Origin of the sequence: Halobacteriovorax sp. ZH5_bin.2 (genome assembly GCF_043196375.1) — a bacterium.
In the GTDB taxonomy this organism is placed as follows: domain Bacteria; phylum Bdellovibrionota; class Bacteriovoracia; order Bacteriovoracales; family Bacteriovoracaceae; genus Halobacteriovorax_A.
This window is the reverse complement of sequence record NZ_JBEBMJ010000005.1, coordinates 1-24,432: the sequence shown is the minus strand read 5'-3', so window position 1 is coordinate 24,432 and position 24,432 is coordinate 1. Positions and strand designations below refer to the sequence as shown.

Annotated in this window: 20 protein-coding genes; 14 read left to right on the top strand and 6 right to left on the bottom strand. The window is 37.7% G+C overall.

Translation table 11 applies throughout. The features are described 5' to 3' along the window. Positions 1 to 397: 397 nt before the first annotated feature. A complete protein-coding gene (gene gcvPB / locus ABMA76_RS12785) occupies positions 398 to 3,448 on the bottom strand; it encodes an aminomethyl-transferring glycine dehydrogenase subunit GcvPB (protein ID WP_392908572.1) in 3,051 nt (1,016 codons plus the stop codon). Between the two features lie 103 nt (positions 3,449 to 3,551). Between gcvPB and ABMA76_RS12780 the strand changes: the two genes are divergently transcribed. From ABMA76_RS12780 to ABMA76_RS12760, 5 genes are all read left to right on the top strand, one after another. Further along, positions 3,552 to 4,388 carry a class I SAM-dependent methyltransferase gene (locus ABMA76_RS12780; protein WP_392908570.1) on the top strand — a complete coding sequence of 279 codons (837 nt, stop codon included), beginning with the start codon at positions 3,552 to 3,554 and terminating at the stop codon, positions 4,386 to 4,388. 86 nt (positions 4,389 to 4,474) lie between these two features. After that, positions 4,475 to 5,251, top strand: coding sequence for a peroxide stress protein YaaA (gene yaaA, locus ABMA76_RS12775; RefSeq protein ID WP_392908568.1), 777 nt, complete (start codon positions 4,475 to 4,477; stop codon positions 5,249 to 5,251). 16 nt (positions 5,252 to 5,267) lie between these two features. Further along, positions 5,268 to 6,266, top strand: a complete 999-nt coding sequence (locus tag ABMA76_RS12770) for an adenosine kinase (protein ID WP_392908566.1) — start codon at positions 5,268 to 5,270, stop codon at positions 6,264 to 6,266. A gap of 12 nt (positions 6,267 to 6,278) precedes the next feature. Continuing rightward, the gene (gene asnS, locus ABMA76_RS12765; RefSeq protein ID WP_392908564.1) at positions 6,279 to 7,691 is read left to right on the top strand and encodes an asparagine--tRNA ligase; all 1,413 of its coding nucleotides are present in this window, start codon (positions 6,279 to 6,281) and stop codon (positions 7,689 to 7,691) included. Beyond that, complete coding sequence (locus ABMA76_RS12760) at positions 7,681 to 8,280, top strand: hypothetical protein (RefSeq protein ID WP_392908562.1); 600 nt, start codon at positions 7,681 to 7,683, stop codon at positions 8,278 to 8,280. Before asnS ends, ABMA76_RS12760 begins: the two co-directional genes overlap by 11 nt. Here ABMA76_RS12760 and ABMA76_RS12755 read toward each other — a convergent pair. The 5 genes from ABMA76_RS12755 to ABMA76_RS12735 all read right to left on the bottom strand — a co-directional run bounded on the left by ABMA76_RS12755 (position 8,270) and on the right by ABMA76_RS12735 (position 13,676). Further along, positions 8,270 to 9,745 (bottom strand): stage 0 sporulation family protein, encoded by a 1,476-nt coding sequence (locus tag ABMA76_RS12755; RefSeq protein ID WP_392908560.1) that lies wholly within the window; start codon positions 9,743 to 9,745, stop codon positions 8,270 to 8,272. The genes ABMA76_RS12760 and ABMA76_RS12755 overlap by 11 nt on opposite strands. 72 nt (positions 9,746 to 9,817) lie before the next feature. Next, complete coding sequence (locus tag ABMA76_RS12750; RefSeq protein WP_393061793.1) at positions 9,818 to 10,642, bottom strand: hypothetical protein; 825 nt, start codon at positions 10,640 to 10,642, stop codon at positions 9,818 to 9,820. Then, positions 10,635 to 11,318 carry a dTMP kinase gene (gene tmk, locus ABMA76_RS12745; RefSeq protein WP_392908556.1) on the bottom strand — a complete coding sequence of 228 codons (684 nt, stop codon included), beginning with the start codon at positions 11,316 to 11,318 and terminating at the stop codon, positions 10,635 to 10,637. The genes ABMA76_RS12750 and tmk overlap by 8 nt, the downstream gene beginning before the upstream one ends. Positions 11,319 to 11,386: 68 nt before the next feature. Then, positions 11,387 to 12,634 carry a hypothetical protein gene (locus ABMA76_RS12740; protein WP_393061791.1) on the bottom strand — a complete coding sequence of 416 codons (1,248 nt, stop codon included), beginning with the start codon at positions 12,632 to 12,634 and terminating at the stop codon, positions 11,387 to 11,389. A 139-nt stretch (positions 12,635 to 12,773) separates the two neighbouring features. Next, a complete protein-coding gene (locus ABMA76_RS12735; protein WP_392908552.1) occupies positions 12,774 to 13,676 on the bottom strand; it encodes a hypothetical protein in 903 nt (300 codons plus the stop codon). Positions 13,677 to 13,873: 197 nt separating this feature from the next. Here ABMA76_RS12735 and ABMA76_RS12730 point away from each other — a divergent pair, with 197 nt between their 5' ends. The 9 genes from ABMA76_RS12730 (at position 13,874) to ABMA76_RS12690 (ending at position 24,349) form a co-directional block, all read left to right on the top strand. Next, a complete protein-coding gene (locus ABMA76_RS12730) occupies positions 13,874 to 15,217 on the top strand; it encodes a hypothetical protein (RefSeq protein WP_393061789.1) in 1,344 nt (447 codons plus the stop codon). Positions 15,218 to 15,228: 11 nt separating this feature from the next. Then, on the top strand, positions 15,229 to 16,557 hold the full coding sequence (locus ABMA76_RS12725; protein WP_392908548.1) for a hypothetical protein: 1,329 nt from the start codon (positions 15,229 to 15,231) through the stop codon (positions 16,555 to 16,557). Next, positions 16,554 to 16,808 carry a hypothetical protein gene (locus tag ABMA76_RS12720; RefSeq protein ID WP_392908546.1) on the top strand — a complete coding sequence of 85 codons (255 nt, stop codon included), beginning with the start codon at positions 16,554 to 16,556 and terminating at the stop codon, positions 16,806 to 16,808. The genes ABMA76_RS12725 and ABMA76_RS12720 overlap by 4 nt, the downstream gene beginning before the upstream one ends. A 141-nt stretch (positions 16,809 to 16,949) precedes the next feature. Continuing rightward, a complete protein-coding gene (locus ABMA76_RS12715; RefSeq protein ID WP_392908544.1) occupies positions 16,950 to 17,966 on the top strand; it encodes a hypothetical protein in 1,017 nt (338 codons plus the stop codon). A gap of 125 nt (positions 17,967 to 18,091) precedes the next feature. Next, the gene (locus ABMA76_RS12710; protein ID WP_392908542.1) at positions 18,092 to 19,381 is read left to right on the top strand and encodes a thiolase family protein; all 1,290 of its coding nucleotides are present in this window, start codon (positions 18,092 to 18,094) and stop codon (positions 19,379 to 19,381) included. Between the two features lie 27 nt (positions 19,382 to 19,408). Further along, positions 19,409 to 21,526, top strand: coding sequence for a 3-hydroxyacyl-CoA dehydrogenase NAD-binding domain-containing protein (locus ABMA76_RS12705; protein ID WP_392908540.1), 2,118 nt, complete (start codon positions 19,409 to 19,411; stop codon positions 21,524 to 21,526). Positions 21,527 to 21,603: 77 nt separating this feature from the next. Further along, on the top strand, positions 21,604 to 22,704 hold the full coding sequence (locus tag ABMA76_RS12700) for an ABC transporter permease (RefSeq protein WP_393061787.1): 1,101 nt from the start codon (positions 21,604 to 21,606) through the stop codon (positions 22,702 to 22,704). Positions 22,705 to 22,760: 56 nt separating this feature from the next. Further along, a complete protein-coding gene (locus ABMA76_RS12695; RefSeq protein ID WP_393061785.1) occupies positions 22,761 to 23,834 on the top strand; it encodes an MBL fold metallo-hydrolase in 1,074 nt (357 codons plus the stop codon). After that, entirely contained in the window at positions 23,822 to 24,349 is a 528-nt protein-coding gene (locus tag ABMA76_RS12690) for a lipocalin family protein (RefSeq protein ID WP_392908534.1), read from the top strand. The genes ABMA76_RS12695 and ABMA76_RS12690 overlap by 13 nt, the downstream gene beginning before the upstream one ends. The last annotated feature ends 83 nt before the right edge of the window (positions 24,350 to 24,432 follow it).

Sequence of the window (24,432 nt, the reverse complement as noted above, 5' to 3'; positions counted from 1 at the left end):
ATTTTATTAATTTATGATGCGACACTGTAACACTCTTATGATCATTTGAATAGCTTGTATCAGCAGATTGATAAAGAGTATTTATGGAAGAAAAATTAGAATTTTAGTTAAATTGTAAGTTTTATTAATGGGATTTATTAGGTCAACAAACTACTTTTGTAATATTTACACGTGCAAAAATGATAGGTTGTAACATCTGAAATCGCGTCGTATAAACCACTCATTAATGTAGCAGGGATTGATGAATAAACATATCGATAAAGTTGTGTTGTTGTTCTTTGTTCCCCAAATTCGTGTTAAATTTCGTGTTGTTGTTATTCTCGAATTATTCGTATGTTTTTCAATCTCTGCTACACCTAATATATATAAAGGCCTGCATTGCAGGCCTTTTTTTTTCTTATTGCTTTAATTCTTTGTGCTTATCTTGAATCATTTTTACAACTTCTAGTGTGTCTTTGTGACGTAATTTCTTAGGTGAAATTTCATCACTTGGTAGATCCCATAGCTTGTCAAGGTCGCGGTAGAACTTAAGGTTCTTATTTGCCCAAACTTCGTCAACTTTACTTACTGCCGTAAAGTGAGGAGCCGTTTGAAGAACTTCTGGAGAATCTGAAAGTACGTTCTTGATTGCTACTAGTACATCTGTGAAGTCATCTAATTCTTTCTTTGTAAAAGATTCAGTTGGCTCAATCATTAGTCCAAAGACTTCTGGGAAAGCAACAGTCGGAGCATGAAGACCAAAGTCAAGGAAGAGCTTTCCAACTTTTGCAATGATTTGGTTCTTTAGTGTTCCAGACTTTTCAATATGAGAAAACATATCATCACTTAATGTAATGATAAACTCATGCATACGAGGTGTTTCATCTGCTCCATGTGGAAGCATTGGATAAACATCTTTCAGTTTTTGGAATAGGTAGCGTGCACTTAGGACTGCAATTTGTGACATGGCCACTACACCATCTTGGCCTAGGGCCTTAAGATATGTGTATGCACGTACTTTGTGAGCAACGTTACCATCGTGACGGTGGAAATCTCCAATACACTTTGGTGCGCGAACTTTCTTATATGATCCGTCTGCTAATTTTTCAACTTGTGTTCCAGGAATGTAGTCTACAAGCTTGCTACTTACAGCAACGATAGCATCACCTGGTCCTCCTCCACCGTGTGGAATAGTCCAAGTCTTATGTAGGTTGTTGTGACAAGCATCAACACCTAATTTCTCTAGTGAAACGATTCCTGCAATAGCATTCATATTAGCACCATCCATGTAAACAAGCCCGTCTACAGAGTGGATAAGATCTGCTACTTCTTTAAAGTTTTCTTCAAAGATACCTGCGGTATTTGGGTTTGTTACCATAATACCAGCGATACGCTCACCATCAGTTTTAATGATCTCTTTTAATTGCTCAAGGTCGATCTGGCCTCTTTCGTCTGCATCTAAAGTAATGATTCCTACTTGTTTACCATCAACTTTAACTGGGACGAATCCTGCTACTGCAGCTGTTGCTGGGTTTGTACCGTGTGCTGAACGTGGGATAAGAATGACATTTTTCGTGTCGGCATTTCCTCTATCTGCATGGTAGGCCTGGAACATCTTGATTCCAACTAGTTCTCCTTGAGCACCAGCTACAGCTTGAGTTACAAGACCTGGAAGTCCTGTAATGGCCTTAAAGTCTTCTTGAATGTTATAAAGTAGCTCAAGCGTTCCTTGAGTATACTTATCGTCTAAGTCTGGGTGGGCCATGGTAAAGCCTGGAAGACCTGCTGCCCAGTCATTCACATATGGGTTATATTTCATTGTACATGAACCAAGAGGGTAGATCGCATCATCTGGAGAAACGTTAAGACTTCCACACTTGTCATAGAATGCTTTCACTTCATCAGTCGAGAAAGTTGCAATACCTGGAGCGTCCTCTCTTACATATGTATGAGGAATCTCTGGCATAAAGAATTCAGATTCACTATTTGCTGCAAAGCTTTCGTTGAAGAGTGCAATTAACTTGTCCAGCTCAACTTGTGTGTGTTGATCACCAAAAGAAACTTTTAATAGATTTCCTTCTAGGTTGTGACGGCCACTGATATCTTTACCCGCAACTAGCTCTTCACTTGAAGCAAGTATCTCACTTGCTTTCTTATCAAGTTTTAAGACAACCTCGTTGAAGTACGGAGCATCGAAAGCAAGCTCTACACCGTCAAGGTGTAAAATATTTGAAAGGAAGTATTGTGTATTTTGGCGTGCAGTCGCTAACTTGTCAGCTAATCCTTCATCACCAAGTGCTAACAGTGCAGCGCCTGCAATTGAAGCAACAAATGACTGGTTAGAACAGATATTACTAGTTGCCTTCTCACGGCGAATATGTTGCTCGCGAGTTGATAGAACCATGGCAAGACATTCTTGATTGTTCATATCAACAGCGTTGCCGACGTAGCGTCCAGCTGTTTGGCGAATTTGATTCTTATTGGCATCGTTAAAACGAATTCCAAAAATCCCAAGTCCAGGGCCACCATAGTTTGCATCAAGACAGAGGTGTTGTCCTTCTCCAACGATCATTGTTACACCGGCCTTATCACTTCCGTATTCACTTGGTTTTTTTAAACCACCTTTTGCAAGTAGTATAGGGTCAATGATTGCAATTGAGAATACTTCGTTATCACGACATAAGTCAGTTAATGCATCAACATCTTCGAGTAGTCCAAGTGAGTTTACTTGTCCAAAAGCAAACGTTGCAATTTCTTTATTTGTCTCAAGTAGCTCTTTAACTTTGTCAAAGTCAGTTAAACCACTTTCTTTGTTAATTGGTGCCCAGAGGATTTCTAGGCCAGTGTGTGCAGCATTTGTTTCAATAACACTTCTGTCTTGTGGGTAGATCGCTTCACTGACGAGAACCTTTGTTTTCTTACGTGCTAAGCGAACCCCTGTTTTAAGCGCTTCAAATAGACATGTTGATCTATCATATAATGAAGAATTGATGGCCTCAAAACCAGTCAGTGCTGTAATTGCACTTGAATAGATCCAAAGTGTGTTCAATGTCCCCTGAGATCTTTCAGGTTGATATGGAGTATAGGCCGTTGTTAGTCCTCTAATATTACAAACGTAAGGAACGATCTCATGAATTTTAAATTGAGGAAGTCCATCACCTAAGAAGTTTGTAGGGATTTTATTCTTCTTCGATAATTCATAAAGGTTAGTAACAAGTTCGTCATAGCTTAATCCTTCTTTTAAAGGAATTTTAGATGAGAATTTTACGTCGTCTTTAATATGAGAGAATAATTCTTCTAGTGTTGTTAGACCTAGTTCATTTAACATCTGCTTAATTTCTTCATCACTTGCACTGATATAATTCTTTGCTAATTCGCGATTAAGATCACCAGAGTTTACTTTTAAATTTCTTGGGTCAAAACCAAGTTTCTCAATAGTTGAGTTTGATACGTCTTGTGTGTGTGACATCTGTTCTCCGTATGTGTTATATCTAGATAAATTAATTCTAAAGTATGTATTTACGAAAAGTATATATAGCATAGAAAGAACAGGCCATCTACTTGATTTTAATATGAATGAGACTTCGCTAAACACTAAAATTGATATTGTAATTGAACAGGGGGTTGATAATGATATTCAATTAGAATCTCTGAATCAAGCACTGCGTAATTATTTGCAAGCACTCTCTAGTCATGAGTTATCATTTCAATTACATAAGTCGAGCGCTTCTTTAACTGGCATCTATTTAATTTGGAAAGATAGTGAACTTTTTCTTTTTGACCCGATAAGAGAGTCCTCTCTTAAACTTGATTGGGCCGGTGACTTACAAACACATTTAAAGAGAAATTATGCTGTTACAAAAGAGCCACTTTTTCGTGCCCTAAAGCTTAAGGGCGGCGATATTGAGCATAACAAAGTAGTTGATGCCACTTTAGGAACTGGTAAGGATGCTTGCTTACTCTTGAGCTTTGGCTGTCAGCTCGAATGCTTTGAAAGAAACCCTTATGTTTTTGCACTTGCTTTTTGGGCCTATCAAAAGGCCATTTGTTGTGAAAATGAAAAGATTAGGCTTATTTTTAAAAACCATATGAATATTCATTTTGGACAAGCGGCCATTGAAGAGGTTCCTGTTGGTTTTGAGCGATGCTTCTACGATCCAATGTATGAAATAACTAAGTCAAAGGCCAAGAGTGCGCTAAGTCGAAAAGAGATGGAAGTCTTTAAGGATTTAGTAGGTAAGGACGTGGATCAGGATCAGTATCTATGGTCTTTATGTGCCAAATTTTCTTTAGTTTGCTTAAAAAGGCCAATCAAGGCAAGTGAGGTCAAGATAACAGCTAATTGTAAGCACCAAAAAGTTGTCTACACTGGTAAATCAACCCGCTACGAACGCTACTTTCTTCCTTAATAATCTTAAGAAATCATAGTCTTTTAATAAAGTTGTTGTTATTATTTCAAGCGCTTAGTAACACAAACTCAAATTAAAGGAATTTCATGGATATCGTTATTTCTCCAGCGAAGAAACTTAATTTTGATCATTCAGAAATTAGTGCTGCTCAAGGTCTTAATCTTGAGAAACCTGCTTTTATGAAAGAGGCCACTTTGCTTGCAACAAAGATGGCAAATTTTGAAAGTGCTGATCTTTCAAAAATGATGAAATTATCTAAGGCCCTTGCAGACCTAAATGTTGATCGCTTTAATAATTTTAAGAAAACTGCTGACCTCGGTGCTGCAATTTTTAGTTTTGCAGGTGATACTTATCAAGGTCTAAATGCAAGTGAACTTAAAAAGAGTGAGCTGAACTATGCTCAAAAACACCTCAAGATCTTATCTGGTCTCTATGGAATTCTTTCACCATTTGATGAATTACGTGCTTACCGTTTAGAGATGGGAACTCGTATTAATGGAGAAGGTCTAACTAATCTTTATAATTTCTGGGGCGAAAAGATTGTTGAAAAGATCAATGCTGATGCTAAGGCAAATAAATCAAAATATCTTGTGAACCTTGCTTCTGAGGAATATTTCAAGAGTGTTAAAAAAGATAAGCTCGTTCCTGAACTTGTCAATGTACGCTTCTTAGATTTTAAGAATGGCCAATATAAGGTTATCTCTTTCAACGCTAAGAGGGCCCGAGGGATGATGGCGCGTTTTATCATTGAAAATAAGATTAAGGATATTGAAGGCCTAAAGACATTCGATAGTGCAGGCTACAAGTATGCTGAGTTTGATGAAGCAAATAATGAGTTAATTTTTAAAAGAAAAGAGTCATAAATATAAAGGATTAAGTATGAAGAGTTTTGATGTATATGGAATGGGAAATGCCCTTGTCGATATGGAGTTTAAAGTTAAAGACGAGTTCTTAGCAGATCACCTTATTGAAAAAGGATTAATGACTCTTGTTGAAAAAGAGAGACAAGATCACCTTCTTGCGGCCCTTAAGGGAAGTAATGTTGGTCACTCTCGTGCTTGTGGTGGTTCTGCTGCAAATACTATTATTGGTGCGACTCAACTTGGTGCAAAGACTTTCTATTCATGTAAAGTTGCTCAAGATGAAACAGGAGAGTTCTATAAGAATGACCTGTTAGCAAATGGTGTAAAATCAAATATTGAAAATGGTTTATATGAGGGAGAAACTGGTAAGTGTCTCGTAATGATCTCTGAGGATGCGGAGAGAACAATGAATACGTTCCTAGGAACAACTGCAACTTACTCTGATGAGCAGCTTGACCTTTCTGTGCTAGCTGATAGTAAGTGGTTATATATGGAAGGTTATCTTGTTACTGGTGCAGCTGGAATTGCAGCTTGTCAAACAGCAAGAGATTTTGCTCGCAAAAATGATGTTAAAGTTGCTCTAACTTTTTCAGATCCAGGAATTGTTGGATTCTTTAAAGATGGTTTTAAGGAGATGATTGGTGAGCAGAAGCTTGATCTACTTTTTTGTAACGAAGAAGAAGCTAAATCATTTACTGAGAAAGATTCGATTGAAGAAGCCTTTGAGGCCCTAAAGGATATTTCGCATGCATTTGCTATTACAGCTGGTGCAAAAGGTGCTTTCCTTTATAATGGAAGTGAAAGAGTTAATGTATCTGCTCCAAGTGTTACGGCAATCGATACTAATGGTGCTGGTGACTTATTTGCTGGTGCATTCCTTTATGGAATTACGAATGGCCTAGACTTCTCTCAAGCGGGAACACTCGCTTGTGCTTGTTCTGCAAAACTAGTAACTCAATATGGGCCAAGACTAGAAAAAGAAGAAACAAAATCAATCTTAAAAGAAATTTTATAAGAAGGTATTTAAATGACACAATTAAAGCGTATTGAATTAAAAAAACTATTTGATCGTGCAAGTGATTACATTGGGACAGAGGTTGTTGTTAAAGGATGGGTTCGCTCTGTTCGTAAGTCTAAGAAGTTTTCATTTATTGTTTTAAATGATGGATCTTCGCAAGATCTATTACAGATTGTTGCTGATGCTGGTATCGAAAATTATGAAGCCCTTTCAACTATGTTAACTGGTACTTGTGTTTCTATCACAGGAAAAGTTGTTGAATCACAAGGGAAGGGACAGACAATTGAGATGCAGGCCGTAACTGGTGATATTATCGGTGCTGTTGATGAATCATACCCTCTACAAAAAAAGGGAACATCCCTAGAGCACCTAAGAGATATTGCTCACCTTAGAGTAAGAACAAATCTATTTGGAGCAGTATTTCGTGTACGCCACGCTCTTGCAATGGCAACGCATAACTTCTTTAATGAAAAAGGTTTCTTCTATCTAAATTCACCAATTATTACTGCTGTTGATGGTGAAGGTGCTGGTGAAATGTTTAACGTTTCAACTCTAGATAAACAAAACCCTGCAAAGACAGATAAAGGAGAAGTTGATTTTTCTAAAGATTACTTTGGTAAAGATGTTTCTCTTTGTGTTACTGGACAACTTGAAGGTGAGTGTCACGCACTAGGGCTTGGTAAGGTATATACTTTTGGTCCAACTTTTAGATCTGAAAACTCTAATACAAAACGTCACCTTGCAGAATTCTGGATGATTGAGCCAGAGGTTGCTTTTGCTGACCTTGAAGATGTTGCAGAGCTTGCAGCTGACTATATCAAGTATATGATTGATTATGCGTTTACTCATTGTAAGAAAGAGCTTGAGTTCTTGTATAAAATGCCATTTACAGATGTTGATGCGTCACACTTTGATACACTAGCGGCCGTACGTGATAGTGAGTTTAAGAAAATTACTTATACCGAAGCAATTGATATTCTATCAGCTTGTGGACAAAAATTTGAATTCCCAACTAATTGGGGAGAAGAGCTACAAACTGAGCACGAAAAATACTTAACAGATGTACACTTCAAGTCACCTGTTATCGTAACTGATTACCCAAAAAATTGTAAGGCCTTCTATATGAAGCAAAATGATGATGGGAAAACTGTACGTGCCATGGATGTTCTTGTTCCTGGTATTGGCGAGTTAATAGGTGGGTCTCAACGTGAAGAAGACCTTGATAAGCTTATTAAGCGCATGGATGAAATGGGAATGGAGAAAGAAGGATACTGGTGGTATCTAGAGCTACGTAAATTTGGTTCAGCTCCTCACTCTGGTTTTGGCCTAGGTTTTGAAAGAGCAATTATGTATATCACTGGTATGAGCAATATTCGTGATGTTATTGCTTTCCCTAGAACTCCAGGAAATTGTGACTTCTAATAATCGCGATCCGATTATCTTTATACCGGGGCTTAATCAGGCCCCGGCATCTTTCATCTTCTCAAACCCAAATGTTAAATTTCTTTCTCTTTCTTTTAATAAGAAAATGCAACCAAACCTTACCCAAGACCTAGAGAAGATAAGAAAAATTTTCAAAAATAATTCGAAAAGCCTCATTGTTGCACACTCTCTAGCAGCGCTCTTAATTGAGTGGGCCATTCAAAATGAGGGCCTAGAGACAAGAGGTAATAAGCTTATCTATATGGCCCCTGCTTTCTATCCACCTAATAAACTGGCCAAGTTTGTTAAGGCATCAGCTAGAGGTATTTTAAATCACTTGCCGATTCCTTCTCTTGCTCCTCTAAAGTCACGCGCGCGCTCATATGTTGAACTAGGTGTTTACCGTGAAATACTTAGTTTAAATGAAAATATTAAGATATCAAAGTGTAAGGCCCGTGTGATTGTGGACGCGAGAGATGAGATGCTGAATATTGAATATTTGAAGGGAGTTTCTCAGCTAGAAATAGTGAGGGAAAATCAATTCCCTCACCATCGTTGTTATACTTCTTTAAAAAGAATTATTGATTAGATTTGTTTCCAGAAGATTCAGGTTTCCCTTTATTATCTCCAGAAGGCTTTCGATAGTTTCCGCTCTTTGGTTTGTTGCGGTTTTTATTTCTGTTACGATTTTTGCTTTGAGGCCTGTCTTGTTTAGCTTCTTGCTTGCCGCCTTCCTGCTTTGCGTCTGTTTTTCCATCCTGCTGGCCAGGCTTTTTGTCACCTCGTCGATTAGTTGGACGTTTTTTAGGTCGATTATTATGATGACGCTTTTTTTCTACCTTCTGCTTAGGGATATTGTCTGACTCATCTTCTGTCGAATCGAGAGGGATCTTTTCAATTTCCTCATCGTCATCGTTACCGTTATCCTCATCATCAAGTAGCTCGTGAGCATCCTCATCTTCGTCTTGATCGCTGTCATCGTTTAGGCTTTGAAGGAAGGCCTGCTTTCTTAGGCGTAGTTCTTCTTCTAACTCCTCAATTCCAATGATTGTTGAAGTTTCCTTTGTGATCGACTTAAACTCAGTAGGGAAGCTCCAGTCCTTTGGTGGGCGACAACGTCTCTTATCAAATTGGTTCTTATAGTAGCGGCGAATATAGCCTCTATCTGTAAGCATTTCAAATTGTTCTAGTAGGATATGTAGTTTTAAAACCTTACCAATATCACCATTTTTCGTTCTAATATATGAGCCTTCACCTGGAAGGAACTCTCTTTTATTTGTGTAAACATCATCTTCATACTTGATACAACATTTTACTTGTCCACAGACACCGTTGATCTTTGAAGGAATAAGGGCAAGGTTTTGATTCTTTGCCATTTTAATCGAAACATTACCGTAATTTGTCAGGAAGTATGAGCAACAAGTTTGAAGTCCACATGCACCAGTGGCACCTAGTGCTGCCGCACGATCGCGAACTGAGATTTGGCGTAGCTCAATTCTCATTTTGATTTCTGCAACGAGATCCTTAACAAGATTTCTAAAGTCTACACGCTCTGGTGCTGTAAAATAGAAAACGGCCTTTTTCCCAAACTGAATAAACTCAACGTGAGTTAAATTCATATTTAGATTATATTTTTCGATGAGACGAAGACAGACAATTTCTGCTTCATTCTCTTTTTTCATATAGCTTTTTTGTTCGTCGATATCTTCTTGTGTTGCCACTTTAGAAATTGAACGGATTGGAAGCATCGATTTATCAAATGTGACTTCATATGGGAAAGAGTTGATATAACCAACTGTCATACCACGGTCACTCATTGCGATAACTTTTTGACCATATGTGAATTTTCTCTTACCTAGTAAGAAAGGCTGACTTTTAGCATTTCCTGGAAAGCGAACTCTTACCATTGTTAGAGTTTGACCTTCTTCGAATTTACCTTCTTGCTCTTTTGCAAGTTTGTCATCGTGTTTATTGAATTTATTAACTTTCTTCTTATCACCTGACTTATCATTGTCACGTGATTCAGATATATCTTGCTGATCTTGGTTCGTCATTTTGTCCCATCAATTTTTTTTGAGTAGTTTCAATTGTCGTATTATTGGTAGCTTATGTCTAGCCAAATTGCATTAAATCACAAGTTGAAGCAGGCGAGCCAGGCGTGATTTAGATGATCCATTGAATGGTATCTCGAAAGTCGAGTCTTTCGTGGCCTGAAGGCAAATTTGAGCGTCTTCAATACTATATTTACTGCTTTGGTTGATATGTGATGCAATAAGGTGGTGAATATTGGCCTCGCGAGTAGGTCCTTCTTTTATTAACTCTCTTAATTCATCTAGTTGTAAATTATTACGCTCGACTTTAGTTAGGATTTCGACTAATTGCTCATCCTCACAATTTTTAACGACATAGTCTTTAAAGCTCAGCTCTTGAATGGTTTCGTTTTGTGAGTCAGTCTTGCCAAGAAGATTGATCTTGATTGTTCGAGAATCTATTGTTGGAAGAGTTTTCTCATCATTAGACTTTATGAAGATAAAACTATGGCCCTCTGGTGGCTCTTCGAGTGTCTTTAGAAGCTTATTTGCCAAGATTTGGGTGATTTTTTGTGATTGCTTAAAAATTGTGAATGAGTACTTGAGTTTAGATGGCCTAAAGCGAATAAAGTTAAAGAATTCTTCGATACAATCATCTGTTACTTTATAAGTTTTTTGGTCTGTGGAAACAAAGAGAATATCTTCATGGCCACGCTCTAGGACCTCTTTTGCATGATCAATATCCCAGCCATTTTCATAAGCTAGAATATTGATGATAAAGTCATTGGCCCACTTCTCAAGTAGAGTATCTTTCTTAGAGACTTCACCGTGACCTCCTGTTTGGAGAGTGTAGAAGTGGGCAAGCTTGCTTTCTTTGTAGCGCGCAAATAGTGCATTAAATGCAATATCTTTATTATCCATTTATAATCGTTTCAATTTCTTCGATTAGTTTTTGAGTCACGACTTCCAGTTGTGCACTTCCGTCAATCGTTGCAATACGATTTGGGAAGATCTCAGCGCAATAGTCATAACCTTCGATAAGGTCTTGATGGAAGCTATTGTCACGTGATTCAAAATAGTCTTTAGGCATATTTCTTAAGCGTTGTCTCTCAAGGGACTTTTCTAAGTCGATTCTTAAGTAGAACGTCTTATGAGGAACAATATTTAAAGGGAAGCTTGAGTGGATATTTAAGATATATTCCGGCCCTAGTTTTCTAGCAACACCTTGGTAGGCGATAGAGCTATCAAGAAAACGATCACAAATAACAACAGTATTAGGTGTTTCTAATTCTTTTAGAATAAGTGCGTGTAGGTTCTGAGCACGGGCACTAGCAAAGAGATGTGCTTCGGCGGCCGGGTGTAATTCAGTATTTGAAGTTAAGATAGCTTGTCTTAACTTTTCTCCAAATGCTGTCCCACCTGGTTCACGGATAACGATAACATTAAATCCTTTATCCTCTAGGTAGTCTTTAATTTTTACTATTTGTGTTGATTTGCCTGAGCCTTCAATACCTTCAAAGCTGAAAAAGAATGACCCAGGGAAGGCCGCTTGGCGAAAAACATTAGTTAGTTGTGAGATATCTTTAGTGTGTTCCATAGGTTAAAAGTAACATAAATAATCAATTATTGACTACATATTCTTTTAATTTTTATGGAGGCAACCTATTAGAATTGTTCACCTTCTACAGCATCTTCTGGTGTGAACTCATCATTGTAGTCCTCACCATCTTCTGGCATAGAGCCAGCAGCAGGTGAGCGATCAAGGTACTCATCAACGATTTCTCGTGCCGCATCAAGTTCGTCATAATTATTTAATTCCTGTTCTTGAGGGTCAAAAGTTTCTTTTGAGATTCTTTCGCGTACTGGGTCTAGTTCCAATGCTTCATTGGCATCGTCAAAGATAACCTCTGGTGGAAGGTCCGCCGGATCCATCACTGTATCTTGCATCTTTCTGTCTGCCAGAAAGTCCGCTTTTCCTATTGGATCATTACCTTTTGAAATCTGACGCTTTGGTCTTGATTTCTTTTTGAATGCATTAGGTATTTCTCTTTTCTTAGTTACGGTTCTTGCTGTTTTCGATGGTGCCTTTTTCTGCGCCTGTGCAGCAGGTGTACGCTTTGTTTGAATTCTTGCTGTTTTCTTGGCCTTGGCAACAGGTGTGTCTGGAGTTCCTGATAATTTACTAAAGACAAAGAAGACTGCAACCACAAGCACAAAGCTGGCCGCAAATGTTCCTAGGCGAATCATTGTTGCAGGATCTGATTTTTCTTTTTGTTCGAAGTCATCAATGGATGCCTTATTTGGGTTTAGCTTTTGATTCCCAATATAGGCCAAGTCGTAAATAAATTCACGATCATCGGAGTCTTTCTTTGCTAGGGCCATGGCCTTATCTGCATCAAGAATCGAGTTTTTGAAAATATGACCCTGAGGAGAGTCAGGTAAGCTTTCATTTGAACGACTTCTTCGATCAAAGACTTCAAATTCGTGAATTGTTCCCCAGCTTTGCCCTTGATCAACAGAAATAAAGTCTGTGTACAGCAATTCCAGTGAGTCGAGCATTGCCATGATTTCACTGCTCTTATATGGCCCATCTTTCTTATTATTCTTTAAGATGAAAAACTGATCATCTTCATCAATTTGGAATTCCTTAATAATTTCAGGTTTTCTTCTTTGGAAGAGAGGGTGAGCTGTAATCATGCTCCACTGTTCTTCAAGCATGCTCTTAACAAAAACGGATTGATTAAAGAGAGAGTAATCTTCGATAAACTCTTTAAGATCTTCTTGCCAAAATGGTCCAAGTTCCTTGTCACCATCTTTGATAAAATAGACTTCATTAGGTTCGTAGAGACCCGCTGAAATCTGTTCTTTCGTCAGTAGGTATTCAGTAATCTTTTTCTTTGTACTTGTGGCCATATTTCCTCAAACCCTGATTAGATTAGTCACTTTCTATTTGGTTTATCGGAATTTTTTGCCTGTAGTTTAATAAAGTCTTAAAAAAAACAAAGCCGACTTTAGAAGTCGGCTTTGTAAGTATTTAAAATGGAGTTTTGAATTAAAAAACTGGGAAGAATGCTGAGACAATTAAAGAAGCATTCTTTAGAGTTCCATCAACAAAGTCTGGATCTTCACCTCTGAAATCAACTGGCTCTAGAGATAGCGCTGTTGAAAGTGAACAGATTGGGAACGAATATCCAATTTCAGGTGAAATAGAAAGTGTTTCACTTTCTGCGTTTCCTGATTTTCTCTTCGTTCTGTAGTACTCAATTGACATCGCTGTGTACCACTTATCATTGATATAGTAAGTAGGAGCAACTGCTGCGTAGTAATTTTCTACATAACCAGAAGTTCCAGTATTTCTAATGTAGCTTTCATAGAATGCATAAGTTCCGATCTTGAAGTTATCAGTAACTTTCTTACCACCAATTAGGTAAAGACGAGCTTTCGCATCATACCCATATTGTTCTTGAGTCGCTTTTGGGTACCAGTAGAATCTTGTTTGAGCGTAAAGGTCATATCCGTGCTTTTCGTCACTTAGGATATTCTTAACATAAAGACGCGCTTGAGTTGCACCATATTGTTGGTGAATTGTACGGCTTCCATCTTTATTTTCTTGAGCTTTTGTGAAGTCAGTCTTCCAATAAGGAACTACTTTTACAGCAAAAGTTTTATCAATATTATAACCAAGGTATAAGTAGTTATAGAAACTATAGCCATTGATTGATTTTTTAAAGTTGTTTGAACCTTCAACTAGGTATTGCATATTAAAAGGTGAGTCCTTTAATTTTTGGTACCAAGAAGTTCCAGTTGATGCTTCTGAAGTTGTTGCTGCGTCAGTTGACGATGCTGTTGTTGAAGCGCTCGAGCTTGAAGATGGCACTGATACTGAAGTCGATGATGTTGCGGCCATCGTACTCACTGCCACGAATGCAATAAATGCTCCCTTTAAAATTCCCATTTTATCTCCCTCTTTCTTTTATAGACTAACGATAATCGAATTTTTTTTATTGAATTGCAACAAATGATTGTAATTTAGGCATTTAATATTTCAGTTTGTAAGAACATGTCAGAAAATCATGTTGATTTACTTAATTTGGTGTCAAATGGACCTTCTTTTGGCTTCTATATTAGGAAAAACCTCATTATAATATACCTATGTTATTGATTTTTCTTATTCAGGCAATTGTCAGAGTTGCTCTTTATCCTATCTTTATTGTGCTTTATCTTTTTAAAGTAGGGCCTTTCTACGGCAGAATTTCTTTTGAAAGACGAAATTATCGTGATGAAGGATGTAGGCCCTTTATGAGATTTGGCAAAAAGGCCCATTGTGTCTTTCATTTTTCTAGTGAAGGAGAGTTTGAGCAGATTAGGCCATTGAGTGATGAGTTAATTTCATTAGGGAAAAATGTTGAGTTAATCTTTACTTCACCAAGTGTTGAACACAAGGTATTGGACTACTATCAAGCTAATCGTGAAAACGTTCGTTATCTTCGCTTGCCGCTTATGATCTACTTTCCACTCCTTTCACGCCAAAATATTATTGCCTGGTCTAGTGCTAATAAGATGATGATGGTTCGCTATGACTTCTTTCCTGAGTTACTTTACTTAGGCTCCAAAATGAAAGAGTTTATTCTATTTTCCGCGACAGTTAAAAGCTCTCGTATAAAAGAAAGATCTTTAGAAGATCTACGTTTGCCGAAAGTAAAAGGCTATATATACTCGATGTTTTCCAAAATTATTTGTGCAACAGCTGAGGATTATGAGGTCATTAAAAAGGATATTGATGAGGATAGGCTAGTGAGACCTATTGAACTTAGGATGTTACAAATTAATACTCGCCAACACTTTTTTAGGAAACATCCTTTATATGATGAATTAAATAAGGTTTTATCTTTATATGAATATGACACAAGAATATGCCTAGCACAGACTTGGTCTAATGAGATGGCCATCTTTGAAGACGTAAATTTTTGTCAGAAAATGATGGCCGGTGAACTCTTTGTCTTTATGGCCCCACATGTTTTAAAAAAAGAAAATGTTGAAGCTCTTATGAAACTTGTTAAAACTAACTGCTCTGAGCTTCCGATTCATATGCTTTCTAATGATACTATTGAAAACGGCAAGCTTGATGAATTCATAGATAATTTTCAGGCCAAACCTGGATTAATTATATGTACCCTAAGAGGCATATTATGTGAGATTTATCCATATTTCTCAAAAGTCTTCGTCGGAGGCGGACATGGTAAAGGAATTCATTCAGTTCTTGAACCCTTTGTCGCTGGGGCACAGATATTTTGTGGGCCAAATGTTAAGCGCTCCACTGAATATGACACGATTATTAAATCTGGTGTCGATGTCGGGCCCATCAATGAGATGAGAAATGGATATGAGATTATGAAGACTTCAAGGGCCAATAAGATGGCCAATGAGTTGATTTCTGATATGATTGAAGAAAGCGAAATGGCAAAGCGCAAGCTAATTGCATTATTAACAAATTAAGATATCAACATATGAATAAAAAAATTAATACCCTTGTTATTGGAAATAATATTGCTAGTTTCTTAACGGCCACTCAAATTTTAAAAAGTGGTTTTGGTGCCATTTATTTGAAAGATAAGAGAATTAAGGCAAGTGACCCTTACTTTAAGTTCTTTGGCCCATTAGACCTTGCTTTCATAAAAGCATGGGCAGAAGACCTAGAGTTAGAAACGAATATATTTGATGAGGATTCATTTGTTCATTCACCGTTTTACTTAAAATATAATGGCAAGCAAACGCTATGTGCAGGCTTAAGCCCGTATTTAAATTTCTCTCAGATTTGTCGCCATTTCCCTGAACTTTATAATGAGTTTATCAATCGCCTAAGAATTGAAGACGTTGACCAAGAGAAGTTTGATCAAGACTTTACATCTTCAATTAAAAGACTTGGAGAGTCTCTATGTCGTTATAAGACATTTCATCAGGTGACTGTAAGTACTTTGCGTTCAGATCTTCCAAATTATATCTATGATGTTTATGCTCTATTTAAAAAACATTTAAGAGACAATAAAGAGCTTGAAAAATTTACGAGCTGCTTTCGTTGTGTTTATACAAAGACACTAGAACAGACATTTTCTGACCTTGAAAGTATCTATTTTTTTATTCTTATGCTGTCTCCTCGCTATCGCTTTCAATGGCAAGAAGATAAAGAAGAACAGGCCACAAAAACAATTGAAAGCCTTGGTGGAAGTAGCTTTGAAGATATTGCTGAAGAGTTTAGCTTTGCAAGCAAGAGGCCTTGGGCTGTACAGCTTTCATCATTTACTGGAGTCGTGGCCCCGCAGAAAATTGCAATCTTTAGTTCAAATTTAGACAAGTTAAATATTTCTCACAATATCACAGACCTTTATCGCTGTGTAAAATTAGACTACAAACTAAGTGATAATCTAATTAGTGCCGACTATTATCACTTTAGTGAAAATTCATTTGGTGGAGATATCGCTCTTATCAGAAAAGAGATTTTAAAAGACGAAACATGCCAAATTAAAATCTTTAAACAATTTGACGACTGCCTTAAATATGATTTCTGTGAAGGGGAGTTGCATGAATTTCTACTTTCTAATGATATCATTGATGAGAATGACACTCTCATTAAAGGTCGACTAACAAATGAAACTTGCATGCTCCGTAATCATAGTGTGATTAACTCGAGCGCAAGAATTAACCTTAAGTTTAGAATGGCCGATAGTGGAAAATATGACTCTGTAAAAGGAGTCTACTACCAAGGGCCACTGAAGAAGAATAACTTAGGGATCACGCAGACTTTATTAGAGGCCCGTGACTTTAAAACTTATATATGATGAATAACTGCGATAAGAAATCCATTCTTCTTTCCCAACGCGGTCAAACCGCTGTTGAGTATATGTTACTTCTAGTAGCAGTGATCTCAATCTTATTTGCTGTCTTTAAAACTCTTGATGCGCGCTTTAAGGCCGACCCTGAAGCTTGCCAGCAGGGGAGTATAAACCCCCTTTGTTTCCTTAAAACCATTGGTATTGATGGGACAAATGAGGTTGATGCTAATAAATTTCGTACCTTCCGCCTACGCTAGACAGTCTTAACTATTTGATATTAATAGGTTTTTTTCATTTTCATGAAATTATTTCATCAGCGTTCGCTTTTGAACAGAAATATCTCGCGATGTGTTATAAGAAACTGAACTCTATTTAAAAAAAGAGACAGGGAGAACATCATGAAAACAACAATGATTAACTCGGCCGTATTAGCTGCACTTCTATTATCTAGTGCTGCCTCATATGGACAACAAGACGATCCATTACTAAGTGAAACAGATCAAGTTGTTCATACTGACGAAATTAATATCGACGGGTTCTACAAAAAGAAAAAGAAACCATCACAAGCTGACAAGATTCAGAAGCTACGTCGCCAATTAGAAGAAAAGCACGAGCAAATGATGAGAAAGAATGTTGAAGATATGCGTCTACAAGAAGAAAAGCGTATTGCAAACAAGATTCAAAAGGCCCTTGAGGGACAACTTAAAGCAATGGATGAAATCAATAGCCAACAAGCTGCACCTGCACGAGTACAAGCGGTTGCACCTGTGGTAGCAGAACCTGTTATGCCAGAACTTAGTAATAAGTTAACTATTGAGACAGGTTATAAGAGCATTACTGGTGAACAGAAAGAATGGACAGCAGGAATTAATTTTCAAGCTTCTGTTGAAACTGTAATGTCTGAGCGAGTTTCAATTGGAATTAGCGCAGGATTTATGAATCTTACGATTCAAGGTAATGAGCTTAGTAATTATAATAATTATGGATATGGCTATTATAGCTATAATGCTGGAAGCTCGTACTCTCAAAATGATGAGATTTCATATAACGAGTTTAACTTTGGTGGATATGGTAAATTTTATTTCTCACGTTCAGCTAAGATTAAACCATACTTAAGTCTTGGAACTGGAATTCACTTTGGATCATTTGAAATTCAAAACCCAGTTGATACTTTTAACGAGACTAAGCAGTCAATGAAGTATGTATCAGGTAGTGCATCTCTTGGAGCAGAAGTTAATTTTGCTAAAGAATTTAGTGCACAAGTAGGCCTTTCATACGAAAAGAATATTTTTAGACTTGGAGAAGAGGCCCAATACAATGGTTCAACAAATCAAAAGGCCCTTGTTGACCAAGCTAAGAATATTGAAAATGCTGACACATTTACTTTAGGTGTTGGTCTTTCATACCTATTCTAAACAATTGTTTAAAAAACCCATGTTCTCATAAAAAGGCTCCGCTCAGGGGCCTTTTTACTTTTCATTGCCATTGATTATCCTTACAATATTAAGCAAGTAAAATAATTTGAAGAAAGGAATCATCAATGAAACCAGTCTACATTGTCGAGGCAGTGAGAACTCCTCATGCAAAAGCCGGAACTATTATTAAAGATATTCAAGCTCCTTACTTAGGTGCTTACCTAGTACGCCATATTATGGATGGAACTTCTATTGGTGACGATGAAGTTGATGAGGTCATTTTTGGAAACACGGGAACTCCTGCAAAGTATCCAAACGTTGGGCGAGTGATTGCATTAGAGGCCGGCCTTCATAAGAAAACATCTGGCTATTCAGTCCATAGAAATTGTGCTTCTGGACTTGAGGCAGCTTCACAAGCATTCATTAAAGTTGCAAGTGGACGTAGTGATGTTGTGATTGCTGGTGGTGTTGAATCAATGTCAAATATGCCTCTTATTTATGGGAAGCAGATGACTGAGCTTTTTGCTTCACTCATGAAAGCAAAAACAACTGGTGATAAATTAAAAGTTCTTTCAACTTTTAAGCCTGCATATCTTTCTCCAATTATTGCAATTGAACAAGGACTAACAGATCCATTCTGTGGCCTTAATATGGGACAAACTGCTGAGCTTCTTGCTCGTGAACTTGGGATCACTCGTGAACAACAGGATATTTATGCAAATGAGTCTCACCATAAAGCAATTAAGGCCATCGAAGAAGGCCGCTTCGCTGATGAAATCGTACCTCTAATCTATGGTTCAAAATTAGATAAACTTCTTATGAATGATCATGGCCCACGTAAGGAATCTTCTGTTGAAGGACTTGCGAAAATGAAGCCATATTTTGATCGTAAATCAGGAACAGTTACAGTCGGTAATAGTTGTCCAATCACAGACGGTGGTTCAGCTATTCTATTCTGTTCAGAAGAAGCTGTTAAAAAATATAACTTAGAGCCTCTTGCACGAGTTGTTGATTATCACTTTCATGGTTTAGAGCCTGAGCGTATGGGAATGGGGCCACTTCATGCAATGGATGGTGTTTTTAGAAGGTCAAATATGACACTTGAGCAAATGGATCTCATTGAAATTAACGAGGCATTTGCTGCGCAAATTATTGCTGTTAAGAAGGCTTTTACTGATAAGAAGGTTGCTGACTTCTTTGGTATTGATAAATTATGGGGTGAAATTCCTGCTGAGAAACTGAATGTTAATGGTGGTGCCATTGCTCTTGGACACCCTGTTGGTTCAACAGGTTCACGCTTAATCGTAACTCTTGCTCATGAGCTTAAGAAGAGAAAAGCAGGATTTGGTGTTGCTTCACTTTGTATCGGTGGTGGTCAAGGTGGTGCCATGATTATCGAGAACTTACAAAAGTAATTAATTTAGAAAATATAGGATATCGCAATGACATATAAGAGAATCAGTTTTGAAATCAAGGATAAGAAAGCATATATCGGCTTTGGTTATAATAACGAAGCTTCGATGACTGTTTTCGATGAAGAAACACTTAAAGAACTTCAAGATATTGTTGAAGATCTACATACAAAAGAAAAAGAGCTAGATGGAGCTATCTTCTTTTCACATAAAGACAGATGCTTCATGGCCGGTGCGGATATTAAGTTATTCGATACAATGCATACGGCGGCCGATGGACAGGCCGGAGCAGAAGCAGGACAGACAATCTTTAACCGCATTGAAGATTTAAAGATGCCAACTGTTGCATGTATCCACGGAGTTTGCCTTGGTGGTGGACTCGAGTTTGCCCTTTCATGTAAATCAAGAATCGTAAGTGATGACAAGGCAACAGGTCTTGGTCTTCCAGAGGTAAAGCTTGGTTTAATTCCTGGTTTTGGTGGGACATTCCGTCTACCAAAAGCAGTAGGACTTCCAACAGCTCTCGATATGATTCTTTCAGGAAAAACACTTAATGCTAAGAAAGCTAAGAGAGCAGGTTTAGCTGATGAGATTTATGCAAAAGAGCGTCTTGTTGATTTAGCTCCAAATCATTTTAAAAAGAAAGTCGATAAGCGTGGCCTTATGGATAAGATGCAGGACGCTGCAACTGATAATGTATTCACTAAGAAAATTATTTTTCAAAAAGCACGTGAGTCTGTTTTAAAGAAAACAAAAGGTTTCTATCAAGCACCTCTTAAGATTCTTGATGTTATGGAAGCTGGAGTTATGAAAGGTCGTACATCTTATCTGACTTCTGAAGCACAAGCTTTTGGAGAGTTATGTATTGGTGAGCAATCGAAGAACCTACGCCATATCTTCTTCCTAATGGAAGGGTCTAAGAAGATGGATGATGCCAAGGGTGTTGGAAGAAAGCTTCGTCGTGGAGCTTGTCTTGGTGCCGGTACGATGGGTGGTGGTATCGCTTGGCTTATGGCCAAGAATGATATGTTTCCAATCATGAAAGATCTTAATCAGCATGGGCTTGAACTTGGTTTAAAACAAGCATCGAGTAATTTTGCTGGTGCTGTGAAAAGAAAGCGTATGTCTAAGGATGATTTTGAACGCAAGATGAGATCAATTAGTGCGCAAACAGATTATCGTGGATTTGAACATACTGACCTTGTTATTGAGGCCGTTGTAGAAAATATGGATATTAAAAAGAAAGTATTTGCTGAAACTGAAACAAAAGTTCGTAAAGATACAATTCTTACTTCAAATACTTCATCTCTTTCAATTCAAGAGATGGCAAGCGCACTTGAAGACAATTCAAGATTTGCCGGGCTTCACTTCTTTAACCCTGTTCATATGATGCCACTTGTAGAAATCATTAAGCACGATGGTGTTTCTGATGAAACAATTGAATCTCTGTATGACTGGGTTGTAAAAGTTAAGAAGACTCCGGTTGTTGTTAATGATGGGCCAGGGTTCCTTGTAAATAGAATCCTTATGCCATATATGAATGAAGCTGGCTTCTTACTTGAAGAAGGGGTTTCAATTAAGGATATCGACGATGCTTGTCTTAATTTTGGAATGCCAATGGGTCCATTTAGACTTCTTGATGAAGTTGGAATTGATGTAGGGGATAAGGTTTCTAAAATTATCTATGATGGATTAGGTGAGCGACAGGCCTCAAATGGTATTGGAAAGCAAATGCTTGAAAAGGAATTCTTTGGAAAGAAAAATGCTAAAGGTTTCTACCTTTACGATGAGAAAGGTAAGCCAACTGGTCCTAACCAAGAAGCTTGGAATATGCTTCCTAAAGCTTCTAAGAAAATGAGTGAAACAGAGATTCAAATGAGAATCTTTCTACCTATGATCAACGAAGCTGCAACAACTCTTGAAGATAAAATTGTTGCTAAGGCAAAAGACGTTGATCTTGGTCTAATCTTTGGTATCGGTTTTCCTCCATTTAGAGGTGGCCTTCTAAGATATGCAGATACTCAAGGTATTGCACGTCTTAGAGATGAGATGCTTAAGTTCTCAGAGAGTGTAAGCAAAGAGCGCTTTACTCCGTGTGCGCTTGTGAATAAGCTTGCAGATGAAAACTCAACTTTCTACGAGTTATAGATTCAATGTTTCTAAGTTTTTTTAGATTTTTTCTAAATTACTTATTTAAAGCTAAGACTCGCCAAAGGCTTCTCATCATGGCCTTGGCGAGTCTAATCATATCAAGCTTTTCACTATTAAGTGTTCAGTCTGTTCTTAAAGGGCTACAAACAAATCGCATCGAGCGTGGAAAGCAGACTCTGGGCCGCTACATTATTGATCTTCCAAAAGATCTCGATTTTAAAAAGGTCCAAGCTTATTTAGATGATAAAAACTATAAGTATTCATTTGAATATGAAATTGAAGGTTTAATTCGTCTTGAAGGTTACTTGGCCCCTGTTATTTTCCATGGGATTACTGCCGAAACCTCAACACTACGACCTAAGGCAATTGATCACTGGCCAGGTAGAGAAGAAATTCTGATGTCTCCTTATTTGGCCAGAAAGATTTATGCAGGCCTTGATGATAAAATTCAATTTATCTCACCAGCTCATACTGATGTCTTCTTTGGAGAGCTTCCTCGATTTAAGTCTCTTATGATTGAAAACTTCACCGATTCAATGGACCCAGATATCGATGAGCTTCATGCTTGGGGGCATGCCTATAGTGCCTTTTCAATTGCAAAGTCACGTCGATACAATAAACTTAGGGTTTTTAGCGTTTTGTCTGCATCAGGTGAAAGGGATTTAGAGCAGTATTTAACTGCACAAGGTGCAAGCTTTAAAACATGGGAGCAATTGAATCAGAACCTTGTTTATGCTCTTGCTCTCGAAAATAATGTTGTTCTATTCTTATTCTTAGCAACAATTGTTCTTGTAACATTCTCGATTATTTCAGGTCTTTCAATATTTTATGCAAGAGTTAGAAATGATTTTGCTTCATTTTGGATACTTGGCATGAGTATGGATCAAATCAAAAAGTATGGAGGACTTAATATTGCAATTATCACAGTTTTTGCAATAGCAGTCGGTAACCTTCTTAGTTTTATTGTGCTGACGCTTTTAGCGCAGTTTTCTCCTGTCATTATGCCAGCAATGTTTGTCGATCGTTCTCTTCCCGTGCGATTTACGGGAACATCGTTCATTTTCTCATTCTTAGTTCCTGTGATTATTACAGTGATCTTTACACTTTTTTCGAATTGGAGATTTTTCAAGGATAATGGCAATTTCATTAGTTTTGTTAAAAAAGTAGGAACTTAATGCTTAAACAATTATTGCTATTTATAGTTTTAATTAATTTTTCTGGATGTACAGCTATGAATAAAGTTGCTTCAGTTTTCATGTCTTCACTTGGGGCCCACCCAAATAAGAGCGAATTAAGAACATTTGAAAAGTCGGAGAACTTCGATGCTTCTAAGCAAATTTTTGTTAATCGCAGGCCTAATATTACGAAAGAACAGCCAATACAAAAAGATGGATTTGGCCTTTCTAAGTTCATTGAATTCTTAGGTAAAGGTGGAGGGCGCTACCCTGAAAAACCTCTTCCTTCAGTAAAGCCTGATATGGAAAAGTTTCTAGAAAAGTCAGATCATGTAAAGTCGATTTGGTTTGGACACTCGACGATTCTACTAAATGTCGACTCTAAGATTGTTTTGATTGATCCTATTTTTTCGGGCGCATCTTCTCCAGTTCCACTCTTTGTAAAACGTTTTGCACCTCCTGTTCTTTCTTTAGAAGAACTTCCCGAAATTGACTATATTATTATCTCTCACGATCACTATGATCATCTTGATATGACGACGATGAAATTCTTTGCTAAAAAGAAGGACGTCAAAATTATCACTCCACTTGGAGTTGGATCACACTTAAAGAGATGGGGCATTGAAGCGAATCGAGTTACTGAACTCGATTGGTGGCAAGATGTGGAGTTTGAAGACATTAAATTTACGGCAACACCTGCCCAGCATTTCTCTGGCAGAGATCAGGCCCATGAGAATACGACTCTGTGGGCTTCATGGGTTATAAAAACTCAAAATAATAATCTCTACTTCAGTGGGGATACTGGCTACGATATTCACTTTAAAGAGATTGGAAGTCGTCTGGGGCCTTTTGATGTCGCCTTTATGGAGTCTGGCCAATATAACCCTGACTGGTTTGCTGTTCACTTATTACCTGAAGAGTGGCCTAAGGCCTACGCCGATATTAATGCTAGGTACTACTTCCCAATTCATTGGGGTGCTTTCTCGCTGTCTTTTCATCCATGGCAGGAGCCAATTGAGAAGTTAGATGAATTTTCAAATTTGGGACTTCTTAAGTTAATGGCACCTAAATTAGGAGAAATTGTCTCTTTTGATGAACAGGAATATGTTACAAAGAAATGGTGGTTTTAAAGTATTTACTCTTCATATTTAGCTTCTTTCTTATAGGTTGTAGCTCGACGACTTATGAAAAAACTGTCGACTATGTTGATATTGATCGTTTCATGGGGGATTGGTATGTGCTCGCAGCACGTGGGACATTTTTAGAAGATGGCCAACATAATTCAATCGAAACATATACTTGGAATGAAGAAGAGAATCGAATTGACGTTAACTTTGTCTTCAATAAAGACGCCTTTGATGGTGAAAAAGAAGTATTAAAACAGAAGGCATGGATTGAAGATTCAAAGACCAATGCTCATTGGAAAATACAGCTCTTTTGGCCACTGAAATTTGATTATCTTGTGATCGCTCTTGATCCTAAGTACGAGTGGGTTGCCATTGGTGTCCCTAATGAAAAGTACCTGTGGATCATGTCTCGTAAATACTCTAAGGACTACGCTTCCAAAATCGTTGCTAGGGCCATCAGGGAGCTAGACTCTCTTGGATATAGCACTCGTGATCTCGTCCTCATCCCTCATCGCTAAAAGGTGCGCGGCTGAGGTCAATTTTCCAGTGCAACTCCGGTAATTTGATAAATGAACACCCTTGTTCTAATAAATAATTGCCA